The 23,466-nt window shown below is 63.6% G+C and carries 24 protein-coding genes and 1 pseudogene; 12 read left to right on the top strand and 13 right to left on the bottom strand.

Translation table 11 applies throughout. The features are described 5' to 3' along the window. The first annotated feature begins 25 nt into the window (after positions 1-25). A complete protein-coding gene (locus NKI54_RS32375) occupies positions 26-799 on the top strand; it encodes a FadR/GntR family transcriptional regulator (protein ID WP_352453268.1) in 774 nt (257 codons plus the stop codon). A gap of 25 nt (positions 800-824) precedes the next feature. Here NKI54_RS32375 and NKI54_RS32370 read toward each other — a convergent pair whose 3' ends face one another. From NKI54_RS32370 to NKI54_RS32350, 5 genes are all read right to left on the bottom strand, one after another. Continuing rightward, positions 825-1,931: a Gfo/Idh/MocA family protein gene (locus NKI54_RS32370; RefSeq protein ID WP_352623379.1), complete on the bottom strand. Its 1,107-nt coding sequence runs from the start codon at positions 1,929-1,931 to the stop codon at positions 825-827. Between the two features lie 31 nt (positions 1,932-1,962). Then, positions 1,963-2,775, bottom strand: a complete 813-nt coding sequence (locus NKI54_RS32365) for an ATP-binding cassette domain-containing protein (RefSeq protein WP_352621440.1) — start codon at positions 2,773-2,775, stop codon at positions 1,963-1,965. A 32-nt stretch (positions 2,776-2,807) separates the two neighbouring features. After that, complete coding sequence (locus NKI54_RS32360) at positions 2,808-3,923, bottom strand: ABC transporter permease (RefSeq protein ID WP_352456268.1); 1,116 nt, start codon at positions 3,921-3,923, stop codon at positions 2,808-2,810. A gap of 148 nt (positions 3,924-4,071) precedes the next feature. Continuing rightward, a complete protein-coding gene (locus NKI54_RS32355; RefSeq protein WP_023675817.1) occupies positions 4,072-5,040 on the bottom strand; it encodes a rhizopine catabolism ABC transporter substrate-binding protein in 969 nt (322 codons plus the stop codon). Positions 5,041-5,107: 67 nt separating this feature from the next. Further along, complete coding sequence (locus NKI54_RS32350) at positions 5,108-6,076, bottom strand: polysaccharide deacetylase family protein (protein ID WP_352693698.1); 969 nt, start codon at positions 6,074-6,076, stop codon at positions 5,108-5,110. 346 nt (positions 6,077-6,422) lie between these two features. On the opposite strand from NKI54_RS32350, the gene NKI54_RS32345 reads away from it, so the two are divergent. Together NKI54_RS32345 and NKI54_RS32340 are read left to right on the top strand one after the other, a co-directional pair. Beyond that, positions 6,423-7,667 carry a DegT/DnrJ/EryC1/StrS family aminotransferase gene (locus NKI54_RS32345; protein WP_352693696.1) on the top strand — a complete coding sequence of 415 codons (1,245 nt, stop codon included), beginning with the start codon at positions 6,423-6,425 and terminating at the stop codon, positions 7,665-7,667. Between the two features lie 167 nt (positions 7,668-7,834). Continuing rightward, positions 7,835-8,276: pseudogene (locus NKI54_RS32340) on the top strand (SRPBCC family protein). A gap of 31 nt (positions 8,277-8,307) precedes the next feature. Here the strand turns inward: NKI54_RS32340 and NKI54_RS32335 are convergent. The 5 genes from NKI54_RS32335 to NKI54_RS32315 form a co-directional block, all read right to left on the bottom strand. Next, positions 8,308-8,673: a GFA family protein gene (locus tag NKI54_RS32335; protein ID WP_352623376.1), complete on the bottom strand. Its 366-nt coding sequence runs from the start codon at positions 8,671-8,673 to the stop codon at positions 8,308-8,310. A gap of 194 nt (positions 8,674-8,867) precedes the next feature. After that, positions 8,868-10,334: a rhizopine catabolism transcriptional regulator MocR gene (gene mocR, locus NKI54_RS32330; RefSeq protein WP_352693694.1), complete on the bottom strand. Its 1,467-nt coding sequence runs from the start codon at positions 10,332-10,334 to the stop codon at positions 8,868-8,870. A 4-nt stretch (positions 10,335-10,338) separates the two neighbouring features. Continuing rightward, the gene (locus NKI54_RS32325; protein WP_023675823.1) at positions 10,339-10,545 is read right to left on the bottom strand and encodes a LacI family DNA-binding transcriptional regulator; all 207 of its coding nucleotides are present in this window, start codon (positions 10,543-10,545) and stop codon (positions 10,339-10,341) included. Positions 10,546-10,744: 199 nt separating this feature from the next. Continuing rightward, on the bottom strand, positions 10,745-11,656 hold the full coding sequence (gene iolE, locus NKI54_RS32320) for a myo-inosose-2 dehydratase (RefSeq protein WP_352505532.1): 912 nt from the start codon (positions 11,654-11,656) through the stop codon (positions 10,745-10,747). A 119-nt stretch (positions 11,657-11,775) separates the two neighbouring features. Further along, complete coding sequence (locus NKI54_RS32315; RefSeq protein WP_352505533.1) at positions 11,776-12,063, bottom strand: DUF3175 domain-containing protein; 288 nt, start codon at positions 12,061-12,063, stop codon at positions 11,776-11,778. Positions 12,064-12,315: 252 nt separating this feature from the next. Here NKI54_RS32315 and NKI54_RS32310 point away from each other — a divergent pair, with 252 nt between their 5' ends. The 7 genes from NKI54_RS32310 to NKI54_RS32280 all read left to right on the top strand — a co-directional run bounded on the left by NKI54_RS32310 (position 12,316) and on the right by NKI54_RS32280 (position 20,225). Then, the gene (locus NKI54_RS32310; protein ID WP_502896742.1) at positions 12,316-13,470 is read left to right on the top strand and encodes an MFS transporter; all 1,155 of its coding nucleotides are present in this window, start codon (positions 12,316-12,318) and stop codon (positions 13,468-13,470) included. A 173-nt stretch (positions 13,471-13,643) separates the two neighbouring features. Next, positions 13,644-14,672 carry an HTH-type transcriptional regulator GntR gene (gene gntR, locus NKI54_RS32305; protein WP_352571764.1) on the top strand — a complete coding sequence of 343 codons (1,029 nt, stop codon included), beginning with the start codon at positions 13,644-13,646 and terminating at the stop codon, positions 14,670-14,672. Between the two features lie 296 nt (positions 14,673-14,968). Then, positions 14,969-16,093 carry a sugar ABC transporter substrate-binding protein gene (locus NKI54_RS32300; protein WP_352571765.1) on the top strand — a complete coding sequence of 375 codons (1,125 nt, stop codon included), beginning with the start codon at positions 14,969-14,971 and terminating at the stop codon, positions 16,091-16,093. Between the two features lie 79 nt (positions 16,094-16,172). Next, positions 16,173-17,714, top strand: coding sequence for a sugar ABC transporter ATP-binding protein (locus NKI54_RS32295; RefSeq protein ID WP_352637291.1), 1,542 nt, complete (start codon positions 16,173-16,175; stop codon positions 17,712-17,714). Then, positions 17,711-18,691: an ABC transporter permease gene (locus NKI54_RS32290; RefSeq protein ID WP_352564358.1), complete on the top strand. Its 981-nt coding sequence runs from the start codon at positions 17,711-17,713 to the stop codon at positions 18,689-18,691. Before NKI54_RS32295 ends, NKI54_RS32290 begins: the two co-directional genes overlap by 4 nt. Beyond that, on the top strand, positions 18,688-19,674 hold the full coding sequence (locus NKI54_RS32285) for an ABC transporter permease (protein ID WP_352456242.1): 987 nt from the start codon (positions 18,688-18,690) through the stop codon (positions 19,672-19,674). Before NKI54_RS32290 ends, NKI54_RS32285 begins: the two co-directional genes overlap by 4 nt. A 5-nt stretch (positions 19,675-19,679) precedes the next feature. After that, positions 19,680-20,225: a gluconokinase gene (locus tag NKI54_RS32280; RefSeq protein ID WP_352637290.1), complete on the top strand. Its 546-nt coding sequence runs from the start codon at positions 19,680-19,682 to the stop codon at positions 20,223-20,225. Here NKI54_RS32280 and NKI54_RS32275 read toward each other — a convergent pair. Together NKI54_RS32275 and NKI54_RS32270 are read right to left on the bottom strand one after the other, a co-directional pair. Then, a complete protein-coding gene (locus NKI54_RS32275; RefSeq protein WP_006202816.1) occupies positions 20,222-20,671 on the bottom strand; it encodes an RrF2 family transcriptional regulator in 450 nt (149 codons plus the stop codon). The two genes, NKI54_RS32280 and NKI54_RS32275, sit on opposite strands and share 4 nt — an antisense overlap. 247 nt (positions 20,672-20,918) lie before the next feature. Then, positions 20,919-21,905, bottom strand: coding sequence for a sulfate ABC transporter substrate-binding protein (locus tag NKI54_RS32270; RefSeq protein ID WP_352637288.1), 987 nt, complete (start codon positions 21,903-21,905; stop codon positions 20,919-20,921). A 283-nt stretch (positions 21,906-22,188) separates the two neighbouring features. Here NKI54_RS32270 and NKI54_RS32265 point away from each other — a divergent pair, with 283 nt between their 5' ends. Together NKI54_RS32265 and NKI54_RS32260 are read left to right on the top strand one after the other, a co-directional pair. Then, positions 22,189-22,461, top strand: a complete 273-nt coding sequence (locus NKI54_RS32265) for an antitoxin (RefSeq protein WP_352595373.1) — start codon at positions 22,189-22,191, stop codon at positions 22,459-22,461. Next, positions 22,461-22,859 (top strand): type II toxin-antitoxin system VapC family toxin, encoded by a 399-nt coding sequence (locus NKI54_RS32260; protein ID WP_352637287.1) that lies wholly within the window; start codon positions 22,461-22,463, stop codon positions 22,857-22,859. Before NKI54_RS32265 ends, NKI54_RS32260 begins: the two co-directional genes overlap by 1 nt. A 14-nt stretch (positions 22,860-22,873) precedes the next feature. Here NKI54_RS32260 and NKI54_RS32255 read toward each other — a convergent pair. Beyond that, positions 22,874-23,466 (bottom strand): sulfate/molybdate ABC transporter ATP-binding protein (locus NKI54_RS32255; protein WP_352693690.1); only part of this gene is annotated, 593 nt, incomplete at its 5' end.

Genomic DNA, 23,466 nt, shown 5'->3' with positions numbered 1-23,466 from the left:
CTCCAAATCCGGACTTTGTGGAGCCATGCAGGACGCGAAGCCGAATAAGGGAAAGACAGCGGCCGAGGCGTTCGCCGAACGCACGAGCGGTATCCGCCGGGCCGATGCGGCGCGCATGCCGGGCTCGAGCGTGCATGCGTCGCTCGCCAACGAAATCGGGCTGAGGATCGTGCGCGGCGATTATCCGCCGGGAACCATCCTGCCCAACGAAGCCAAATGGTCCGAGACCTTCGACGTCAGCCGCTCGGCGGTGCGCGAAGCCATAAAAATGCTGATGGCGAAGAGCTTGCTGTCGTCACGTCCCAAAATCGGCAGCTGGGTCGAGCCGAAGGAACGCTGGAACCTGCTCGATCGCGACGTGCTGGCCTGGTATGCGACCTCGCCGGACCGCGAGGTGTTCCTCCGGACGGTGCAGGAGTTCCGCCACATCATCGAGCCGGAGGCCAGCGCTTTTGCCGCCATGCGACGCACCGACGAGCAGATGGCCGAGATCAGCCAGGCCTGCCGCGAGATGGGCGAGGCGACCAACCTGCAGGAGCGGACGCGCGCCGACACGCGTTTTCATCTCGCCATCCTGCGCGCCTCGGGCAACGATCTGCTGGTGCCGCTCGGCGTGCTGATCGAATCGGCATTCGATCATCTGTTTGCTTATACCACGCGGGAACTCGACGATTTGCAGCATGCGCAGAGGCTGCATGAGGCAATCGAGAAGAGCATCCGCCTGCAGCGGCCGGATGCGGCGCGCAATGCGGTGCGCAAGCTGCTGGCCAATACCGACAGCGTCATCAAGTCCAGATAGCGCCGTTCGGCTACAGGTGGAGTGCTCAGTCGAAGGGTGCGGTCGCGAGATGCCGCCGGGTCAGCCCGATCAGCAGCGCCTGGTCGCGGGCGGCGTGTTCGGGTGGGTTGACGACCGCATCGCCATTGACGATCGCCGCCCAGAAGCCACGCATCTCTTCGACGAAGGCTTCGGCGTAACCGGCACGCAAATCTTTCTTCGACAGCGTGTGACCGTCCGAGGTCGTCACCGTCAGCCGGGTCGGATGATGGTTGAGCCAGGGCGAGGGGAATTCGAGCTCGAGGCTGGCATCGTCGAAGAACAGCGTGATCCGCTCCTTGTAGTCGGCGAGCTTGGGCACGGTGAGATGCGTCATGGTCCACAGTGCCTGCCCGTCCAGCAGCCTGACGGCGCCGTGGCCGCCGTCGCCATTGGCAAAGATCTGCGCGCCGACGACCTGGCCGTCCGGCACGCCGAGCGCATCGAGCAGGCCATGGACGGCATTGACATCGTGAATCAAGGCCGAGCTGTAAGCGCCGGTAAATCCACGGAAAGCGAGATCGGTGAAAGGCACGCCAATGGCGTGTTCGACCTGGCGCTTCTGCTCGGCGGCGACAGCGGCGATCATGTCCTTCGGGATGTCGGTGCCGCGCCTGTAGGGCTGGTGGGCGATGAACGGCCAGGCGTCGGGATCGTTCACTTCCACCGAGACCGAACGCAGCGTGCTCGATGTTCCAGGCAGCGAAGCGAGCGCCAGCCGATAGCTCGGATCGAAGCGCTTCATATAGCCGACTTGCATGATTTTCCTGGCGGCATCGCGCGCGGCGACAATCTTGGCGATTTCCGCAAGGGAATAGCAGAGCGGCTTTTCGCAAAAGACATGCAGGCCAACCGCCAGCGCCGCCAGCACCTGTTCGTGATGTAGCGGGTCCGGCGAGCCGATCACCACCGCGTCGAGGCGTTGGTCGAAGAGCTGGTCGATCGTTTCGAAATTGGCAATGCCATGGGTGTCGGTGACGAACTGCCGCGAAATCCTGGAGGGATCGGCGACCCCGACCAGCTCGAACAATTCGCCGAGGCGCAGCAGATTAGGGATATGCTCGACCTGCGAGATCATGCCGGCGCCGACGACCCCGACGCGTAACCTGCTCATGCCATCATTCCCCGCGATGTCGTTTGTCAGCTCAAGGCGCCGCAGGCGGCCGGTTGCCGATCTGGGCGAGCAGGCCGGCAATCTCGGCCTCGACCGCTCTCAAATCCTCGCCGCCCGACATGATCGAGATGACCTCGTCGCGCGAAATCTCGGACTTGGCGTAGGTGCCGCGATTGCGGCCGCGGTTGAGCAGCGTGAAGGTGTCGCCGACCGGATAGGCATGGTGGATGTTGTGGCTGATGAAGATCACGGCCAAACCCCGCATGCGTGCTTCGATGATGAACTTCAGCACCATCGCCGCCTGGTGGACGCCGAGTGCGGAAGTCGGCTCGTCGAGGATCAGCACGCGCGCGCCAAAATGCACGGCGCGGGCGATCGCCACCGACTGGCGCTCGCCGCCCGACAGCGTGCCGACGGCCTGCGTCGGATCGCGCACGTCGATGCCGATATCGGCCATCGCCTGCCTGGCGATGGTGTTGGCGCGCTCTTTGTCGATGCGCGAGAAGGGCAGGCTGCTTTTGGTCGGCTCGCGGCCGAGGAAGAAGTTGCGGGTGATCGACATCAGCGAGATCATGCCGAGGTCCTGGAACACCGTTGCCACGCCGAGCTCCTGCGCGTCGCGCGGGCTGCGGAAGGTGACCGGCTTGCCGTCGACCAGGATTTCGCCCTTGCTCGGCCGATAGACGCCGGACAAAACCTTGATCAGCGTCGACTTGCCGGCGCCGTTATCGCCGAGCAGGCAGTGGACCTCGCCCGGATAGACCTTGATGTCGATGTCCTGGAGCGCACGCACCGAGCCGAAATTGACGCTGACGCCGCGCAGTTCCATTGCCGGTTCGGTCATTTGGGCCGGTTCGGTCATTTGGGCCGGTTCGGTCATTTGCCACCTCCGCGGCCGAGCGCCTTCAGCCTGATGTAGTTGTTGACCAGCACGGCCATCAGGATGACGATGCCGAGGAAGACCTTGAACCAGTCGGTGTCGATGCCGGTGTAGAAGATGCCCATCTGCACCAGCCCGAAGATCAGCGCGCCGAACAGCACGCCATAGACAGTGCCGTAGCCGCCGGTGAGCAGCACGCCGCCGATGACGGCGGCGATGATCGCCTCGAATTCCTTGAGCAGGCCGCGCGTGGTGTCGGCGGAGCCCGCCTCCATCACCTGGATGGTGGCAAGCAGCGTCGCCGCGCAGGCGGTGTAGACGAACAGGCTGATCTTGACGCGATCGACCGGCACGCCGACGTTGCGGGCTGCGATCAGGTCGCCGCCGGTGGCGAAGATCCAGTTGCCGTATTTCGTCTGGGTAAGCACGTAGCCGGCCAGCGCCGTCAGGCCGAGCCACCAGACGATCGACATCGGAATGCCGGCGACGAACGGAATGCCGTCGCTGCGGGTGGCGATCCAGCCTTGCGCGCCCATCCAGTGGAACAGGCCGGTGAGCAGATGGCCGTTGAAAATGCCGGCCGTCGCCGGATCCGGTGCGCCTTCGAGTATGTAGGGGATCTGGGTGCGGCCGGTGACGGCGCGGGTGATGCCGATCGACAGTCCGCGCAGGATATAGAGCGTGGCGAGCGTGACGATGAAGGAGGGCAGGCGCGTCTTCACCACGATCAGGCCGTTGAGATAGCCGGTGAGGATGGCAACGGCGAAGGCACAGGCGATGCCACCCCATAGCGGCAGGCCCCAGTACTTCACCGTCAGCCCGATGACGACACCGGCAAAGCCGACCATGGAGCCGACCGAAAGGTCGAACTCGCCGGCGATGATGAGGAGTGCTGCCGCGGTGGCGACGATGCCGAGCTCCGCCGACAGCGTCAGGAATGTCATCGATCCCTGCAGCGAATAGAGGTTTGCCGCGCCCGGCAGCAGCGCAAAGATGATGATCGTCGCAAGCAGCCCACCGGCGGCACCGGCTTCCGGCCGGCGCAGCCACTGGGTCAGCTTGCCGGTGCTGGCCAGCCGCTCGTCGGCGCCGGCGGCCCGCTTCGACGTCATGCCGAAGCGGTCGGTCGCCTTCAGTTCGCCCGGAGGTATCGCCTTGTCTTCCACGACCGCCATTAGGCTCTCCAATCGCTCAATTCGCAATCTTCGAACGGATCGGGAGAGCGCTTGGCGCATTCTCCCGTTCCGTCGGAGTGCTGGCTTAGCGGATGCCCTCTTTGGCGAGCGCCAGGATCGCCTTGGCTTTTTCCGGCGAGTCTATGAACAGCGGTCCGGTATAGGCGTTGTTCTGCGGCCAGAAGCCGTGCGTCGCCTGCTCGACCAGATAGATCACCGGCAGATAGCCCATCAGATATTGCTGGGCGTCCATGCCGAAGCCCATTTCGCCGGCCACGACCGAGTCGAGGACCTCCGGGCTGATGTCGAATGTGTAGAGCTTGAGCTTGCCGAACAGTTCCTTGTCGCGGAACATCGGGATCAGCGGATTGGCGGCGGTGGCGCCAAGCGCAAAGACCGCCTGTGTGTCCGGATGCGCCGACAGATAGGCCTCGGTGCGGCGCTGGATGTCGGCCGGATCCGGCGCCACGGCCAGAACCTCGGTGCCGCCGCCGGAGGGCTTCAGCCCGTCATTGAGGCCCTGGCAGCGCTGGTCGAGGCTGACATTGCCGACCTCGTGGTTGATGCAGACGACCTTGAGCGTGCCTTCCTTGGCCAGCCGCTCGCCGGCCTTCTTGCCGGAATCATATTCGGAAACGGTGCCGACATAGAGCGTCGTGCCGAGCTCGGCGCCTTCCTTTTCGCCGGAATCCAGAACCACCATGGGAATATTGGCGGCAAGCCCGGATTTGACCGATTTGCCGAGCGCATTGGCGTCGGCGATGGAGACGGCGATACCGTCCGGCTTGGTGGCGATGGCGGCGTCGAGAAGCCGGGCCTGCTCGACCACGTCGAAGACCTGCGGCGCGTAATATTCGACCTTGGCGCCGGTAAGGGCGGCCGCGTCATCGACGCCGCGCTTGACCACCGACCAATAGGGATCGGACGCCGACCCATGCACCACGAAGGTGATGCGGACGTCCTTCGGATCCTTGAGCCCCGCGGCATGCGCAATGCCTGTCATCAGGCCCGCCGAAACGAAGGCGCCCAATGCCACTTTCAGAAGAGTTTTCATCTTATTCTCCCATTTGTCGTTGCAGTTCCAATCCCTCTGGCGCCGTTTTCCGGCCGCGACGATCGGCTCACGTCGCGGATCGGGTGGCCGCTTTGCGGGCCTTTGCCGACGCCAATCGCTGTTCGCCCGCGTTGTTGCCGCGGGTTGATGATCGCCCGGCCGAGAGCGTGGCGCGAAGCTCCTCGCGCAACGGCTTCATGCCGATGACGTCGATCGGCTGTGCGGCGAGCCAGTCGCGAAAGCCCTGGTCTCGGAACAGCTCGTACTCTTCGGTGCGAATATAGGCGGAGCGCGGCTCGATCAGCTCAAGTTCACCGGGCGCGTTGCAATGCAGGCAAAAGAAGGTCAGGCCCTCGCGCACACCCTCGATGAGCGCTTTGTAAGCCGGCTCGATCGGCCTGGAACGCGGCCGGCCCCAGGTCGTCTGGATGGCGGCGTCGAAAATGGCAAAGCCGCCGGCACGGGCCAGCGCCACGCCGCGCTGGAACGCCTCCTCGGTGACGCCGACCAGATTGTCGTTGGGGGAATAGGCGGACAGCGTCTTGGTCAGCAGCACGGGCAGCTGATATTCGAGCCCGAGCTTGATGTAGATGTCGCAAAATTCCGGCGACAATGCCGCGCCCATATGCGCGTCGAGATGGGTGACGTCGATGCCGGCGCGATAGGCGGTGTCGATCTGGGCGCGAAGCTCGGCCTCGACCGCCTGCGGCACCGCCTTGCGGCGCGTGGTCGCCACATCGGGCCAGAAGAAGCCGAACTCGTCGGTCAGGCCGGCCGCCCGCGACGGTGCGGTCAAGGGCCGCCATTTGTAGTGCTGCTTCTCGCTGTTCAGCGTCAGGTGGACGCCAAGGTCGAGGGCAGGGTTGGCGGCGGCGCTTTCGGCCATTTCGAGGAACCACGGGCACGGCACCATCACCGCGCCGGAACTGCAGACACCCAGCCCGCTCAATTCGAGGAAGGCACTGTTGGCGCCGTGGCACATGCCGACATCGTCCTCGTGGAGTACGATCCGTTTGCTGGAGCCGGCGGCGTTCACGAACGGCCGCCTTTCCGCCGGCACGCCGGTTTCGAGGGTCTTCCAAAGTGTGTCCCGTATTTCATGGAACCAACCGTTTGCCCAACTGGCCGGAATGGAACGCCGAAACCTGCCTTTCCGACAGGGCCACTTTGGCGAATTCGGATGGGTACGATTTGCCTGCCGGCTGAGACACTTAGCTGCCGATTTCCCCAATCACGGTTCAAAACCAGTCATAGGAACCGTCTTCCGGGCGCAGATGGCTTGGTCGAATAGCGGCGGAGTGGTTCTTTCAAACTGTGCCGACAAGCCTACAGCTGTCCACACCATCAAGCGACCACATTATCAAGTGACTTGGAGGCCTGTCATGTACACCGCCGGCGAAGAGGAAATCGAAGCCATTGCCAGGGTGATCCGCTCGGGCGCGCTGTTTCGTTACGGCAAGGACGGCGAATGCGACCGCTTCGAGGCCCGCTATGCGCAGCATCTTGGCGTCGGGCATTTCGCGCTGGCCGCCAGCGGCACCTATGGGCTCGCCGCCGGCCTGATCGGCCTCGGCATCGGCCCGGGGGACGAAGTGCTGGTGCCGGCGCACACCTATATGGCGACCGCGACCGCGGTGCTTTCGGTCGGGGCCATTCCAGTCATCGTCGACATCGACGAGAGCCTGACCATCGATCCCATCGCCCTGCGCGATGCCATCGGGCCGCGCACCAGGGCGGTCATCCCGGTGCATATGTGGGGCGCGGCCTGCAACATGAATGCGATCATGGACATTGCTGCCAAGCGCGGCTTGCTGGTGCTGGAGGATGTCTGCCAAGGCATCGGCGGCGGCTATGAGGGCCGCAAGCTCGGCTCGATCGGCCATGCCGGCGCTTATTCCTTCAACTACTTCAAGAACATGACCTCGGGCGAGGGCGGCGGCATCGCCACCAGCGATCCGAAAGTGGCGGAGCGGGCGCGCTGCGCCATCGACCCTTGCCATTTCTACTGGCAGGGCAGAAGCGACAGCATCAAACCCTTCGCCGGCATCGGCGCGCGTGCTTCCGAACTGATGGGGGCGATGCTCAACGTCCAACTCGACCGGCTGGACGGCATCATCGAGGCGATGCGGGCCGAGAAGAAGACGGTGCTGGCCGGTACCCGCCATCTCGGAAATCTTGGGCTGACGCCGTCGCCGATGAACAGCGCGGACGACGATTGCGCCGCACAGGTGATGTACCTGCTGCCGAGCGAGCAGGCGGCGCAGACTTTTTCGAAGACCATTCCGAGCGTCGTTGCCGGCAAGACCGGCCGTCACAATTTCACCCAGTGGGACCAGGTGCTGATGCATGAAGGCGCGCATCATCCGGCGCTCAATCCTTACGCACTGCCCGAGAACCAGGGCCTGCGGCTGGATTATTCCGACGACCTCGGCAAGCGCTCTCTCGACATCCTCAACCGCACCGTGATGGTCGCCATGAACCCGGCGCACAGCGATACCGACATTCAGGACATGATCCACAACATCGACGCGGCGGCGCGGGTGGCGCTGGAGAATGCTTCGCTCGATGATATCGAATTGCGCAAGGCGGCACCGGTTGATCTGCAGAAGTTCGACAGTGTGAACTAGACCAGATCCGGCGCGGTTTGCTACCCTGCGGCCGAGTTCCTTGTCCGGCGGCCGGGCGAGGATTCCGGCCGGCATTACCGGTCGTCAAAAATCCGCAGGCCCGTGTCGGATAGGCCGGGCTCCGCTCGTCCTAGGGGCATCGATCACCAACAGGGAGGATTAACGATATGCCCGGCACCGTACGGCTGCACCGCGTTCTGACAACCAGCCCGGAGAAAGTCTACCGCATTCCTCGAAGCGGATGCACTTGCGAAATGGCTTCCGCCAAACGGCTTCACCTGCACGGTTCATCACTTCGAGGCGAAAGTCGGCGGTACGTTCAAAATGTCCTTCCGCAACTTCACCACCGGCGACAGCCACTCGTTCGGCGGCGAATATGTCGAGCTCGTGCCCAATGAGCAACTGCGTTACACCGACCGGTTCGACGACCCCAACCTGGCCGGCGAGATCGAGGTGACCGTGACATTGAAGAAAGTGTCGGTCGGCACCGAAGTGAATATCACGCAGGCAGGTATTCCAGACGCCATCCCGGTTGAGGCCTGCTATCTCGGCTGGCAGGAGTCGCTGCGAAATCTGGCGAAGCTCGTTGAACCCGAGATCAACCAGTAAGATAAAGCGCTGCCCTGGCGGGTTGGCGTCGCTAACCGGAAACCCAGGGATGACGCCGTTCTTCCCACCCAACATGCGCCGGGGCCGGAAAGGCGGGATCGGCGAAGCAGCCAACGGCGACGGCGATCCATTCAGGCTTTCGCTCGGGCTCCCAGAAGACGCTTGAGCCGCAGCCCGGGCAGAAATGGAAAGTGACGTGGTGGCCGCTCCGAGCTGACCGCCGGTACGTTCTGGCGTCGCCTTCGGCTTCTACCTTGTCGCGCGCAAAGAAGGCGGCGACGCCGTATGTACTGCCGGTCCGTTTCTGGCAGTCGAGGCAGTGGCACTGTGCGACCAGTTGCGGCTCTCCGTTACAGGAGATACTCAGTTGCCCACAGGCACAGGATGCGGTTCTCATGGCAATCCTCATGGTTCAGATCAATGCGTTGCCCGCCAATACCGGCGGTGGGCATGCTTCTGGTTTTTCGGGGAGGTTCGGCCTTGGGAAGCGCGCTTTGCGCGAACGCCGAAAAACAAGGACCGACGTCCCATATTCCTAATCACTGCGGACGACCGATTCAACCCCGCGGTGAACGAGATGGACAGCCGGCTCTAGCTTCTATCCAATCTTAGGAACGCGGCGCGCAACGCCAGAACGGCGCGCAAGATCTGGCGTTCGTCCATCGCCGCATAGCCGAGCAGCAGCCCGTGCTCGGGTTCAGTGGAATGATAGTTGATCGAGATGCCCTGGACGTCGAGCCCCTCCTTGACGGCTGCGGCGACCACGTCGCTGTCCTTATAGGGCCTGACGAAGCTCGCCAGCAGCTGCATGCCGGAATCGTTTTCCGTGACCGTCAGCCATTCGGCCAGATGCTCCTGGCACAGCTTGACGAAGTTCGCCTGCCGGCGCGCGTAGAGCCGGCGCATGCGTTTGAGGTGTGTGGCAAAATAGCCCTGGGTGATGAAGTCGTTGACCGTTGCCTGCAGGATCAGCGGCGCGAACTGACCGGTGATGCTCACCGCCCGGTCGAAGGGCACCGACAATTCGCGCGGCACGATCAGATAACCGATGCGCAGCGCCGGGATCAGCGTCTTGCCGAAGCTGCCGATATAGACGACGCGGTCGGCATGATCGAGCCCGCGCAGCGCCGGCACCGGCCGGCCGCGGAACCGGTATTCGCCATCATAGTCATCCTCGACGATCCAGGCGCCGTTGCGTTCGGCGATGTCGAGCAGCTGCAACCGCTCCTCGATGCGCATGATGGTGCCGAACGGCCATTGGCAGGATGGCGTCACATAGATCAGCCGCGGCGGCGGCAGCTCCGGATCGGCAAGATGCCAGCCGCGCCGGTCGACCTTCAACGGTGCCAGCTTGGCGCCGCTGGCGAGAAAGGCGCTTTTGGCGCCGAGATAGCCGGGCTCCTCCATCCAGACATGGTCGCCTTCGTCCATCAGCACGCGCGAGACCAGATCGAGCGCTGCCTGCGCACCGGTGACGATGATCACCTGGTCGGCGGTGCAGCTGATGCCGCGCGACAGGCCGATGGTCGAGGCAATGGCCTGACGCAGGCCGGGATGGCCGGCAAAGGAGAGATAACCAAGCAGGCTCTCGTCGCGGCTGCGTGCATTGCGCACCAGAAGGCTTGACCAGATGGTGAACGGAAACGATGCCGTTTCAGGCACGCCCGGATGGAAATTGATGACGCCGGCATTACGCGGCGGTTGCGGGCCGTTGACGATGGTCTGACCGCGCCGCGACAGCTTTTGCGGCGCTGCCAGTCCGGCGCGCAGGGATGCCAAGGGGCGGTTCTGCTGGATCGGCGCCACCCAGGTGCCCGATCCGGCACGCGCCTCGATAAAACCTTCGGCAAGGAGCTGGTCATAGGCGGCGATGACCGTGTTGCGCCCGACCTTCAGATCTTCGGCCAGCGAGCGCGTCGACGGCAGCAGCGTGTTCTGCGGGATCTGGCCGTCAAGGATGAAGCGTCGCAAGGCGCCGTAGATCTGACGATGCATCGGTTCTTCCGAAGCACGGTCGACCGACATGATGTCGAGGGAAAGGCGCATGTGGTCGGCCACGGCACTATCCCCCGACGGACCGGGCGGCGCGGGCGATCTTTTCCTCGTTGAGCCGGCAGACAGTGTCGAGCACCAGTCGCCTGGTTTCGGGGCGGATCTCGCGGCTGTTCTTCAGCGCGCGATGCACGGTGGCGGCGCCAAGTTCCGCCTTCTCGGCAATCTCCCGGATGGTGCAAAGCCGTTCCATGCCAAGCGCAGCTTCGAAAGCCATGTCGCTCCTCCTCGGTTGCATCAAGGCACGGCTTCCGGCCGGCCTCAAGCTTGAAAGTCGGGGTTTTAATCCAGAGCCGGGATTCTGCGATCCGCGCCGCGCAGGGAGCAAGGCGGCGCGGATCGCCGGGCGCTTTCGCGTCGCTAACCCCATCGAGGCGCGCGCCCATTATGTTCCTCCGGCTCGCAATGCGGGCCGGTCAGCCTGCCTTCCGAGTCGCCACTTCGAAGCCGGCCTCGCGGGCGGTGGCGAGCAGCGAGAAATAGCCTTTGCTGGCATAGGTCAGCGGATGCGCCTTGGCCGGATCCTGCTCGGCTTCGACAACGAGCCAGCCTTCATAGCCGCGCGCAGCGAGGGGTTTCAGCAATGACAGGAAATCGACCGAGCCGTCGCCGGGCACGGTAAAAATGCCGTCCATTACCGCCGCCATGAAGCTCATGTCCTCGCGGCGTGCCCGTTCCAGCACCGCCCTGCGAACGTCCTTGCAATGGAAATGCACGATACGGTCGAGATGCCGTTGCAGCAGCGATTGCGGGTCGCCGCCCGAAAACAGGCAGTGGCCGGTATCGAACAAAAGGCCGACGCTTCGGCCCGTCGCCGCCATCAGCCTGTCGACTTCATCGTCCGTCTCGACGATGGTGCCCATGTGGTGGTGGAAGGCCATGCCGACCCCGAATGCAGCCATGCGGTCGGCGAGGGCGGTCAGTTTCTTGCCATAGGACGGCCAGTCCCTGTCGGCGAGGCGCGGACGCTCGGAGATCGGTGCGAAAATGCCGTCATGGCGACCGCGCGAGGTGTCGGCGTAGACGACGATCCTGGCGCCAAGGTCGCGCAACAGCTGAAGATGTGGGGTGATCGCCGCGAATTCCTCGTCGACCGTGCGGTCGAGAATGCGGCCATCATACCAGCCGGAAACGAGTTCCAGGCCATAGGAAGACAGGAGCGGCCCAAGCACTTCAGCCTGGCGCGGAAATTTGCCGCCGAGTTCGGTGCCGCGGTAGCCGGCCAGCGCCGTTTCCGACAGGCAAGTCTCCAAGGACGTATCCCCGCCAAGCGCCGGAACGTCGTCATTGCTCCAGGTGATGGGATTGATGCCGATCTTGACCGTCATGACGCCAGGCTTTTGCGGGCTTGGGAAGACAAGCCGAGCCTGCAGACTGGCGACAAAGAGGCCCTGTCACTAGGTCCAGTTCAGCCGAATTTGGCAGAACCAATTAATGGTGACCGATTCTAGTCTTCCTTTGGGCGGCCAAAAAGGACGCGCAGTTCATCCTTTGCGTCCTCCAGCACTTCCTTCTGCGCCGCCGGCAGGTTCTTGCCGGCGCGGTTGATGTAGAAATTCAGCATCGACATGGCGGATTGAAACGGCCCTGCCTTGCGTCGGTCGCTGTGCTCGGCCGATCGCTTCAACGAGGCGGCGATTTTCCTTGGATCGTGGGATTCGAAGATATGTTCCTCGAGGTCCAGCGCGTCACTGTGCTCGGTGACGTCGGCGGACCATTTCCGTTGCGCGGTCATGGCAAACTCCTTCCACTAGGTCGTTGCCGGAAAACGCCTTATGGCGCACCCCTGTTCCACTTCGGCCCGAATCCCTGGAGCCACGGATTTGCCTGTCGTGGCGCTGCTCGGCGATGCGAATGCGCCGATAGTGGTCAGAACCGCCGATTCAAGAACTGCGGACAGGAAAAGCTCTTGACCCCAATCGTCTCAAGCCAGGCAGAAAGTTCCGGCATCGACAGTGCCTATGCCTGGATACGGCTGGGCATCTCGATGCTGCTGGCAACGATCGGCGGGGTCGGCATGTGGGCGGTGGTGGTGGTGCTGCCTGCCGTGCAGGCAGAATTCGGCGTCGATCGCGCCGCTGCCTCGATGCCCTACACCGCGACCATGGTCGGCTTTGCCGCCGGCAATGTGCTGTTCGGCCGCGCCATCGACCGCATGGGGTATTGGATCCCGGCGCTGATTGCCGCGATTACACTTGGCGCCGGCTTCCTGCTGGCGTCGTTGACCAGTTCGATCCTGCAGTTCACCCTCGTCCAGGGCCTGTTGATCGGCGTCGGCTCGTCGGCGATCTTCGGCCCTTTGATCGCCGATATCTCGCATTGGTTTAACCGTCGCCGCGGCGTCGCGGTGACGGCTGCCGCGTCCGGCAACTATCTCGCCGGAGCGATCTGGCCGACGGCGATGCCCTATGTCATGCAGACCGAAGGCTGGCGCTTCACCTATGCCGCGATCGGCGTCGTCTGCCTGGTCACCATGGTGCCCTTGATCCTGCTGCTCCGGCGCGGCGCACCGCCCCAGGCGGCTCCGGGATCGCCGGGCAGCCGCGTGGTCCAGCCGATCTCCCTGTCGCCGGCGGCCTTGCAGGCGCTGCTCATCGTGGCCGGGCTCGGCTGCTGCGTGGCGATGTCGATGCCGCAAGTCCATATCGTCGCCTATTGCATGGATCTCGGCTACGGCGTGGCGCATGGCGCCGATATGCTGTCGATCATGCTGGCGGCGGGCGTCGTCAGCCGGCTTGGCTCGGGTTTCCTTGCCGATCGCATCGGCGGCGTGAAAACCCTGCTGATCGGCTCGGTGCTGCAATGCCTGTCGCTGTTGTTCTATATCCCGTTCGACGGGCTTGCCTCGCTTTATGTCGTCTCGCTGGTCTTCGGCCTGTCGCAAGGCGGCATCGTGCCCTGTTATGCGATCATCGTGCGCGAATATATGCCAGCCAAGGAGGCTGGCCAGCGCGTCGGCATCGTCATGATGGCGACCATTTTCGGCATGGCGATCGGCGGCTGGATGTCGGGCTGGATCTACGATCTGACCGGTTCTTATGCCGCCGCGTTCCTCAACGGCATTGCCTGGAACCTGCTGAATATTTTGGCCATGCTGCTGCTGCTGTGGAAGGCCCGGCGCAGCGCTGCTGTGGCGGCCTGAAGCACAGCGGTACGGATACAGTCTCTCCGGCCGTCGCTTGACAACAGCCGAAGGCTGCGCGACGCCAGACAAGGTGTGGCAACGGGCCAGTTTGGCATGGCAGCAGTTTCAAAAACGCTGAACATCGTTTCACGGTCGCGTGTGGGCGGTTGCCCGGCGTCCGGACGAGTACGGTGATCAAGCCGCGCTCGCGCCGCGGCGGCGGCCGCCCGACCATCGCCGATGTCGCCCGCAAGGCCGGCGTCGGCGCCATTACCGTATCGCGCGCCCTGCGTGAGCCGGGGCGTGTCTCGGAAGATCTGCGCCGCCAGATCGAGTCGGCCGTGAACGAGCTCGGCTATGTGCCCGACCCGAATGCGCGGGCGCTGGCTTCGGCGCGCGCCGAGGTCTTTGGCGTTCTGGTGCCGTCGCTTACCAACAACGTCTTTGCCGAAGTGGTGCGCGGCATCTACGACAGCCTGTCGGACGGCCCTTTCCGGATTCAGCTCGGCAACACCCACTATTCCGGCCTCGAGGAAGAGCGGCTGCTGCAGGTGTTTGGCCCGCAACGCCCAGCGGCGCTGATCGTGGCCGGCATCGACCAGACGCCGGCGTCGCGAAAACTGCTGGAAACGGCAGGCTGTCCGGTGGTGCAGGTGATGGAGACCGGGCCCGATCCGGTCGACATGATGGTCGGCTTCTCGCATTTCGAGGGCGGCAAGGCGGCTGCGGAACATCTGATCGAGGCAGGCTATCGCCGGATCGGCTTCATCGGTGCGCGCATGGATCCGCGTTCGCAGCGGCGGCTTGCCGGCTATCGCGCGGCGATGGAGGCGGCCGGCCTGTTCGATCCGAGGCTCACCACCACGACGCCGGTGCCCTCCAGCGTCACCCTCGGCCGCGAATTGTTCCGCGACGCGCTGGCCAAGGTGCCGAGCCTCGATGGGGTGTTCTGTAACAATGACGATATCGCCCTTGGCGTGCTGTTCGAATGCCACCGCGCTTCGATCGCCGTGCCGAAGACGATCGGTATCGTTGGCTTCAACGATCTCGACATGATGGAGGTGGCCTTTCCGTCGGTCACCAGCGTTCGGACCTACCGCTACGAGATCGGCCGGCGGGCGGTCGCCATGGCGCTTGCGGCGATCGAAGGCAACAGGCCAGAGCAGCGGGTCGTCGACCTTGGCTTCGAACTCAAGCGACGTGAGAGCACGGCGCGCTGAAGCGAGCTTCGACGCAATGGCGCTTTACACTACGTCATGGTAGCGCTACCAGTTATCGCCGGGCGATACTTCGCCCCGACGATGGGAGGCTGTTTATTATACATAAGCGACAGCTCATGCTTGTTTATTATGTATAATATGATAGTTTTTGTGGGACTAGCCGGGCAGCAAAGGAGGGGATCGGGTCGGCATTCGGCCACCTGAACGCGCGACGGGTACGGCGGGAGGTGCCGGGCCGGAAACGCGCAAATTCATCGGCGTAACAACAAACAAAACTGCAACTGGGAGGAATATCGATGATCAAGTCACTCGTTGGCGGTATCGTTGCCGCCACTGCTTTCGTCATGCTGAGCTCGTCGGCGATCGCCGATCCTGAAATCGTCAAGGGGCCATCGGCCGAGCCTGACTGCTTCGCGCCCTGGTCGGCCGATACGCAGTTCTTCAAGTTCCCCAAGAAAGACGGCCCGTACCGCATCGCTCTGGCCAACGGCTATATCGCCAACACTTGGCGCATCCAGATGGTGCAGACGGCAAAGGCCTATGCAGCGCAGCCGGACGTCGCGGCCAAGCTCAAGGAATTCAAGGTGGTCTCGACCGGCGAAGACGTGCCGGCCCAGATTTCGGCGATCAACAATTTCATCGATTCCGGCTATGACGCGATTGTCGTCAACGCCCAGAACCCGACCGCATTCGGTCCTGTCATCAAGCGGGCCAAGGAAGCCGGCGTGGTGCTGGTCGCCTTCGACAACATCCTCGACACCAAGGATGCCATCAACGTCAATGTCGACCAGAAAGGCCTTGGCGAATTGTGGGCCAACTGGCTGGTCAAGCACGTGCCGAACGGCGGCAAGGTGCTGGAAGTGCGCGGCGTCGCCGGCACGTCCGTCGACACCGATCGCCATAACGGCATCCACGAGGTTCTCGACGCTTCCGGCAAGAAATGGGATGTCACCGAGGTCGTCGGCAAGTGGGATGACGGCGTTGCGCAAAAGGCTACGGCCGATGCCATTGCCACCAACGGCCCCTTCGACGGCATTACCGGACAGGGCGGCGATACCGGCATCGTGCAGGCGATGATCGATGCCAAGCATCCGTTCGTGCCGTTCGGCGGCGAGACGGAGAACGGCTTCCGCAAATTCTGCGCCAAGTTCGCCGCTGACGGCCTGAAATGCTCGTCGGCCGGCACCGGCCCGGCTCAGGTCGCGGTTGCCATCAAGACGGCGATTGCAGCACTTGAAGGCCAGGTCGTGCCGCAAGCGGTCAAGCTGCCGCTGGCGATCGTCGAGGATCCGAACTTCAAGGCAGGCCAGGATTTCTTCCCCGATCAGTCCGACAATTTCTTCGTCGGCAATTCCTTCCCGACCTGCGGCATCAATTTCACGGCGCAGGAAATCATGGGCCAGAGCAAGGAAAACCAGTAAACTCCGACAGCCCGACGCCGCGGGAATCCCGCGGCGTCGGCGCTCGACATCCTGATTGCCAAGCGCCTGGGGAGGGCCGATGGACGGTGCGGTTCCGCTCTTCCGCATGGAAGGCATATCCAAGCGCTATGGCGGCGTGCGGGCGCTGGAGAAGGCCGAACTGTCGGTCACTCCAGGCAGCATCCACGCCATTCTCGGCGAGAACGGCGCCGGCAAATCGACGCTGATCAAGGTTATGGCGGGGGTCGTTGCGCCCGACGAGGGCCGCATGATGCTGGACGGAAGCGAAGTTACCTTCGCTTCGCCGGCCGCTGCCAATCAGGCCGGCATCGTCTGCATCTTCCAGGAACTGTCGCTCGTCCCCGAACTCAGCGTTGCCGACAACATCGTCATTTCCGATCCGCCGAAGCGTTTCGGCATGATCGACCGCAAGGCGCAGCGCCGCATCGCCGAAGAAGCCCTTGCTCGCGCCGGCGCTTCCGATATCCATCCGCTGGCGCTGGTCAAGGATCTTCCCCTTTCAAGAAGGCAGATGGTCGAGATCGCCAAGGCACTGGCGCGCAAGCCACGCATCCTGATCCTCGACGAGGCGACCTCGGCGCTGACTGCGGCTGACGTCGCCAGAGTTTTCGCCGTGTTGAAGCGGCTGCGTTCGGAAGGGCTGGCGCTGCTCTATATATCGCACCGCATGAACGAGATCGCCGAGCTGGCCGACCAGTGCACGGTGTTCCGCAATGGCCGCAATGTCGCCAGCTACGCGGCCGGCACCAAGAGCGACAATGAAGTCGTCGAACTGATGATCGGGCGCGAATACAGCCACATCTTTCCGCCCAAGCCCGCGCGGGCGGCTGCTGCGGCCACGCCGGTTCTGGAGGCACGCAGCCTGTCATGGACGGATCGGCTGCACGATGTCTCGCTGTCGGTCGGGGCGGGCGAGGTGGTCGGGCTTGGCGGCCTCGACGGCCAGGGCCAGCGCGAATTGCTGCTCGCCTTCTTCGGTGTGCTGCGCGGCCTGTCAGGCCAGATACTGATCGACGGCAAGCCAGTTGCGATCGCCAGCCCGGCCGCCGCGCGCGATGACCGGATCGGCATGGCGCTGATCCCGGAGGACCGCAAGACCGAAGGGCTGATGCTGCCGATGACGGTGCGTGAAAACCTCTCATTCGCTGCCCTTGACCGGCTGTCCAGGGCCGGCATCATCGATCGCGCCGCCGAGCAGCGGCTGATCGACGACATGGTCGGTCTCCTGGCGATCAAGACCGCCGGCCTCGACATTCCGGTCGGCGCGCTATCCGGTGGCAACCAGCAGAAGGTCGTCATCGCCAAATGGCTGATGCGGCAGCCGCGCATCATCCTGCTTAACGACCCGACGCGCGGCATCGACGTCGGCACCAAGCAGGAGCTTTACCAGTTGATGCGCAAGCTTGCCGACCAGGGTGCGGCGATCCTCTTCTATTCGACCGACTATGACGAGCTGATCGGCTGCTGCGACCGCGTGCTGGTGCTCTATGACGGCGCCGTCAAGCGCGAACTGGTCGGCGCCGAAATCACCGAGCGGGCGCTGATCGCCAGCGCGCTCAACATTCACGAAGAGATGCCAAGGCAAGGAGCGGACGCGTGAAGGATTGGCGCTACTGGCTTGCCGAACAGCGCGGAACGCTGCTGGCGTTCGGCATCTTCGTCGTCATGTTCGTCATCTACACCTCGAACCATCCGGCGGGCTTCACCGCCAATGTCGTACAGACGGCCTCGAACAAGGGTGTGCTGCTCGCCTTCGTCGCCATGGCGCAGACGCTGGTGGTGATCACCGCCGGCATCGATCTCTCGGTCGGCATGATCTTCACGCTGACCAACTGCCTGGCGTCGTGGCTGGTCGTCGGCACCGGCATCGAGACCGCCTTCGGCGTCATCGCCGTGCTCGGCACCGGGCTGCTGTGCGGGGCAATCAACGGCGCCATCGTCATCTATGGACGCCTGCAGCCGATCGTCGCCACCATTGCCACCGGCGCGGTCTATTTCGGCATCGCGCTGCTGCTTCGGCCGTTTCCGGGCGGCTCGGTCAATGAAGGGCTCGCCGATGCGCTGACCGGACGCCTGTTTGGTTTTGTGCCGGCGAGTCTGGTGACGCTGCTGGCGGTCGTGCTCGTGGTCTGGGTGCCGTTCAGCCGGTCGGTGCTAGGCCGCGCCGCTTATGCAGCCGGCTCCTCGGAGATGGCGGCCTACATGTCCGGCGTGCCGATCCGGCGTGGAAAGTTCGCCGCCTATGCGCTTGCCGGTCTGCTTGCCGCGATCGGCGGGCTGTTCCTGACGTTCTTCACCTATACCGGTGATGCGGCCTATGCCAGCGGCAACGCCTATACGCTGTTTTCGATCGCCGCGGTCGTGCTTGGCGGCGTGTCGCTGTTCGGCGGCAAGGGCAGCGCCATCGGCGCGATCTTCGGCGCGCTTGCCTTCCGCACCATCGGCGACCTGCTGTTCGTCTTCGATTTCGATCCGCTCTGGCAGCCCCTGTTCCAGGGCGTCATTCTGCTGATCGCGGTCAGCCTCGGCGCGTTCGCCCTGTTTCGGGTCCGCAACCGGCTGGAGTGGTTCCTGTGAGCGAAACGACTGTGAGTGGTCTCGCCGGCCGCATGCCGAAATTCCTCCGCCGCGCCGACCCGGCGGTGCTGACGGCGTTCGCCTGCATCGTGCTGCTGCTGTTCCTCGGCAGCCTCTATTCGCGCAGCTTCCTGTCGCCTGAATACCTTTTGCAGCAGCTCAAGGTGGCGTCGTTTCTCGGCGTCATCGCGACCGGCATGATGCTGGTCATCCTGCTCGGCCAGATCGACCTGTCGGTGCCCTGGTCGGTGGCGGCCGGCGCCATGATGGCCTGCGCCGCGGCCGCATACGGTACCGTCGGCGTGGCGCTTGCCATTCCGTTCGGCATCTTCTGCGGTGTTCTGATCGGCATCGTCAACGGCATCGGCGTCGCCTATCTGCGCATTCCCTCGATGATCATCACGCTTGCCACCAACGCCGTCGCGCAGGGGCTGATGGTGGTCTACACGGGCGGTTTCTCGCCGCAGGATTCGGCGACCGGTGCGATGCGCTATCTGGCGACCGGCTTTGCCGTTCCTGCCGTGCCCAACGCCGTCCTCATCTGGGCGCTGATCGGCGCCGCAATGGTGTTCGTGCTGACCCGCACCGGCTTCGGCCGCACCGTCTACGGCATCGGCAATCGCGAGCGTGCCGCCTATCTTTCCGGCATCGATACAAGGCGCGTGGTGATGATCGCCTTTGCGGTTTCGGGCGGGCTCTCGGCCTTCGGTGGCGTGCTTTTGGCCGGCTATGCCTCCAAGGCGGCGCAGTCGATGGGCGATGCCTATCTGCTGCCGTCGATCGCCGCGGTGGTGCTCGGCGGCACCTCGATCCTCGGCGGGCGCGGCTCCTATCTCGGCACCGTCGCCGGGGTAATCCTGATCACCCTCTTGCAGTCCATTCTCTCTGTCATGCAGATGCCGGAGGCGGGACGGCAGATCATCTACGGCGTCGTCATCGTAGCCATGCTGCTGCTCTATGGCCGCGCGCCGGCAAGCCGCTGACCTGCATGACCGGTAAAGACGTGGCATATAAGCCGGCGAGCACTGTTCGAACGACACCCGCCATCGTGGTGATGGGCGTCGCCGGCTGCGGCAAGTCGGTCGTCGGCGAAGCGCTTGCAGCGGCATTGGGCGCCGTCTTTATCGAAGGCGACAGGCTGCATCCGCCCGAAAACGTCGCGCGCATGGCGAGCGGGCAGCCGCTTACCGACGCGCTGCGCGAGGGCTGGCTCGACGCGATCGGCCAGCGGATGGCCGCGTCGGTCGCAAGCGGGCAAGGTGTGGTCGCCGCCTGCTCGGCGCTGAAGCGCAGCTACCGCGATCGCCTGCGCGGCTTTTGCCCGGATATCGTTTTCGTTTACCTGGAGATCGACCCGGCAACAGCAAAACAGCGCGTCGGCAATCGCAAGGGTCATTTCATGCCGGCAAGCCTGGTCGACAGCCAGTTCGCCACGCTCGAGGCGCCAGCGGCGGACGAGGCGGCGATAACCTTGGATGGCACGCGTCCGGTCGCCGACACCGTTGCGACTGCCTTGAGCCTGCTCGCGCGCTAGATTTGCGACGTCAGTTCGACTGGGAAATCGTCATTGTCGGCGTCGCGCATGGCCGCGAGGCTGCGGTTGTCCAGCACCTCGGCGATCGCCTGCCGGACCTCCAGCATCATGTGCCGAACCTGGCAGGTCGCCTCGTCGCAATCCTCGCAGCGCTGGTATTGCGTGCGGCTGGCGCAGGGGATCGGCGCCAGCGGCCCGTCGAGGACACGCACGACATGGCCGATCTTGATCTCGGAAGCCGGCCGGGCAAGGCGGTAACCGCCTTCCTTGCCCTTGCGGCTCTGGACGAAGCCGGCGTTACGCAACTCGCCCAGGATGGCATCCAGGAATTTCTTGGGGATGTTATTGGCGACCGCAATGTCGTTGACGAATGCGAGCTGGCCGACCGGCAGGCCCGACAGATGCACGAGGGCCTTGAGGCCGTATTTGCCTTTTTTGGTAAGCATGCCCCGAGTCAACCCATGAAGCCCCAACCACCCGCGTCTGGCGGCTGTTTGTGTGCAAATCATAACGGTTTGATCACGCGAAGCCGTTCGCGAAAACAAGCCGTCCGTTCTCACGGTAGGCACAAACGCGTTGATTCTTTGTAACGTTTTGGACGGAATGCGCCCGGAAAGTGCCAGAAATCACCTTTCGCGGCGCGAAAGCAAAGAAGCCGGCAAAGCCGGCTTCTGTCAAAGTTGGAAGATCGCCTCAGCGGCTACCATAAGTCTGGTCGAGCAGACCGCCCGCTGCAAAGTGCTCGGCCTGGACCTTGGCCCAGCCGCCGAAGACGTCCTCCACCGTCAGCAGGCGGACATCGGGAAACTCAGCCTTATATTTGGCGGCGACCGCCGCGTCCCGGGCCCGCAGGCCGTTGCGGGCGGCGATGTCCTGGCCCTCCGGCGTATAGAGGAAGTCGAGATAGGTCTTGGCGAGATCGCGCGTGCCATGCTCGTCTGCAACGGTGTCGACGATCGCCACCGGAAATTCCGCCAACAGGCTGACCGAAGGCGTTACCTGCTCGAACTTGTCCTCGCCATACTCCTTGCGGACGCCGCGCGTTTCCGACTCGAAGGTGATGAGTACGTCGCCGATTTCGCGCTGCACGAAAGTGGTGGTCGCGGCGCGCCCGCCGCTGTCGAACACCGGCACGTTGTTGAACAGCTTGGTGACGAACTCCTTCACCTTGGCGTCGTCGTCCTTGAAGGCTTCCTTGGCGTAGGCGGTGGCCGCAAGATAGGTGTAGCGCGCATTGCCCGAGGTTTTCGGATTGGGGAAGATCACCTGCACGTCGTCGCGCACGAGATCGCTCCAATCCTTGATGTGCTTCGGATTGCCGGCGCGCACCAGGAAGGACGGCAGCGAATAGAAAGGCGAGGCGTTGTCCGGAAAGTCCTTCTGCCAGTCGGCGGAGATGAGGCCCTTTTTGACCAGGAAGTCGATGTCGATGACCTGGTTGAACGTGACCACGTCGGCGCCGAGGCCTTCGGCGATGGCGCGTGCTTGTGCCGAGGTTCCGGCATGCGACTGATCGATGGTGACGCCGGGGTGGCCGGCGACGAACGCCTTGTTGACCTGCGCAAACAGTTCGCGGCCGACATCATAGGAAGCATTGAGCAATCTGTCGGCCGACCAGGCTTGGGAGGATGCGAGGAACAAGCCGGCCAACGTGGCGACGCCAAGCAAAAATCGCTTCATCAAAACAGGCTCCAATGCCATGAGCTTAATGCCGGACCATAGCGGCAAGGCATCGTGCGCGACGAGGCACGCAGAGCGGCCGCTCCACGTTGTCGATAGAAGAAATATTCCCGCTGTGGGCGATTTCTAGTCTTTTCTTTCAAGCAGAGTCTCAGGACAGCTTGGCAGCGGCGCCGATGCCGTCGGCGTGCACGATGGTTCCCGGCCGGCCAACGCGGTGCAAGGCGATTGCATCGCCGCCCTGTCTGGCATATACAAATAGTATATACAAGGAGCTGTTGTCATGTCTCAACACCGCCATTCAACAACCCCGCCGAAGGAGGCGAAGCTGTTTCGTAACAATCGCAGCCAGGCGGTGCGCATTCCTGTCGAGTTCGAACTTCCCGGCGAAAAGGTCTTGATCAGCCGTGAAGGCGACCGCCTGATCATCGAGCCGGTCCGCAAACCTGGCCTCACCGCACTGCTCGCGCAATGGGCGAAAGAGCCGCCGCCCGATGCCGAGGAAGACTTTCCCGAAGTCGAGGATATGCCTGTCAAATCCGAGGAATTTTTTTGATGCGGTTCATGCTGGACACGAACATTGTCAGCGACATGATCCGAAATCCGGCCGGGAAAGCCGCAAGCGCTGTCCTGCGCGTGGGAGACGCCGCCGTGTGTACCAGCATCGTGGTCGCGTCGGAACTGCGATATGGCTGCGTCAAGAAAAGATCAGCCAAGTTGCACAAGAAGGTCGAGGAATTGCTGGCTGAGATTCCCGTCTTGCCGCTCGATGTGCCGATGGATGCCGAGTACGGCGCGATTCGCGCAGAACTGGAAGGCAGGGGCCAGACCATCGGCCAAAATGACCTTTTTATTGCTGCCCACGCCCGTGCGCTTGGAACTACCCTGGTGACCGCCAACACCGGGGAGTTCAACCGGATCAAAGGCCTGAAGGTCGAGAACTGGCTGGTGTAGCGCCTGATAGAGGATCAAGCGGCCGGAAAAAGCTTCCAGCGCCGCGGCCGAAAAGCCACTCGACTTTTCTGCGCCGCCGGATGGTCGATGGGCAATTCGATCTCGACCCGCTGGCGTTCGCCGCCGATTTCGAGCTCGACCCGCCTGGTGCCGGCGACGCGGCGGCTGGCGGCGACCGTGCCGGCGATGCAGCCGTTGCATTCTTCCACCAGATCGACGTCGTGCGGGCGAAAGAACAGCGTCGCTTCGCCTTGCGGTGCGTGCGGCGCGGAAAGCCCGATCGGCCGGTCGGCGATCCAGACCTGGCCGTCCTCGACCTTGACCGGGATCGAGCTCGATTCGCCGATAAAGCCATAAACGAACGGCGAGTTCGGGGTGTCGTAGATCTCGTCGGCGGTGCCGACCTGCTCGATGCGGCCCTGGCTCATCACCACGACGCGGTCGGCAAGCTCCAGCGCCTCTTCCTGGTCATGGGTGACGAAGACCGTGGTGTGGCCGGTGGCGTCGTGGATGTCGCGCAGCCAGCGGCGCAGTTCGCGGCGCACCTGCGCATCGAGCGCGCCGAACGGCTCGTCGAGCAAAAGCACGGCCGGTTCGATCGCCATGG

This window comes from Mesorhizobium sp. M0663, from assembly GCF_040320585.1.
In the GTDB taxonomy this organism is placed as follows: domain Bacteria; phylum Pseudomonadota; class Alphaproteobacteria; order Rhizobiales; family Rhizobiaceae; genus Mesorhizobium.
Note: the sequence above shows the minus strand (reverse complement) of the source record. Positions and strands in the feature narration are given on the sequence as shown.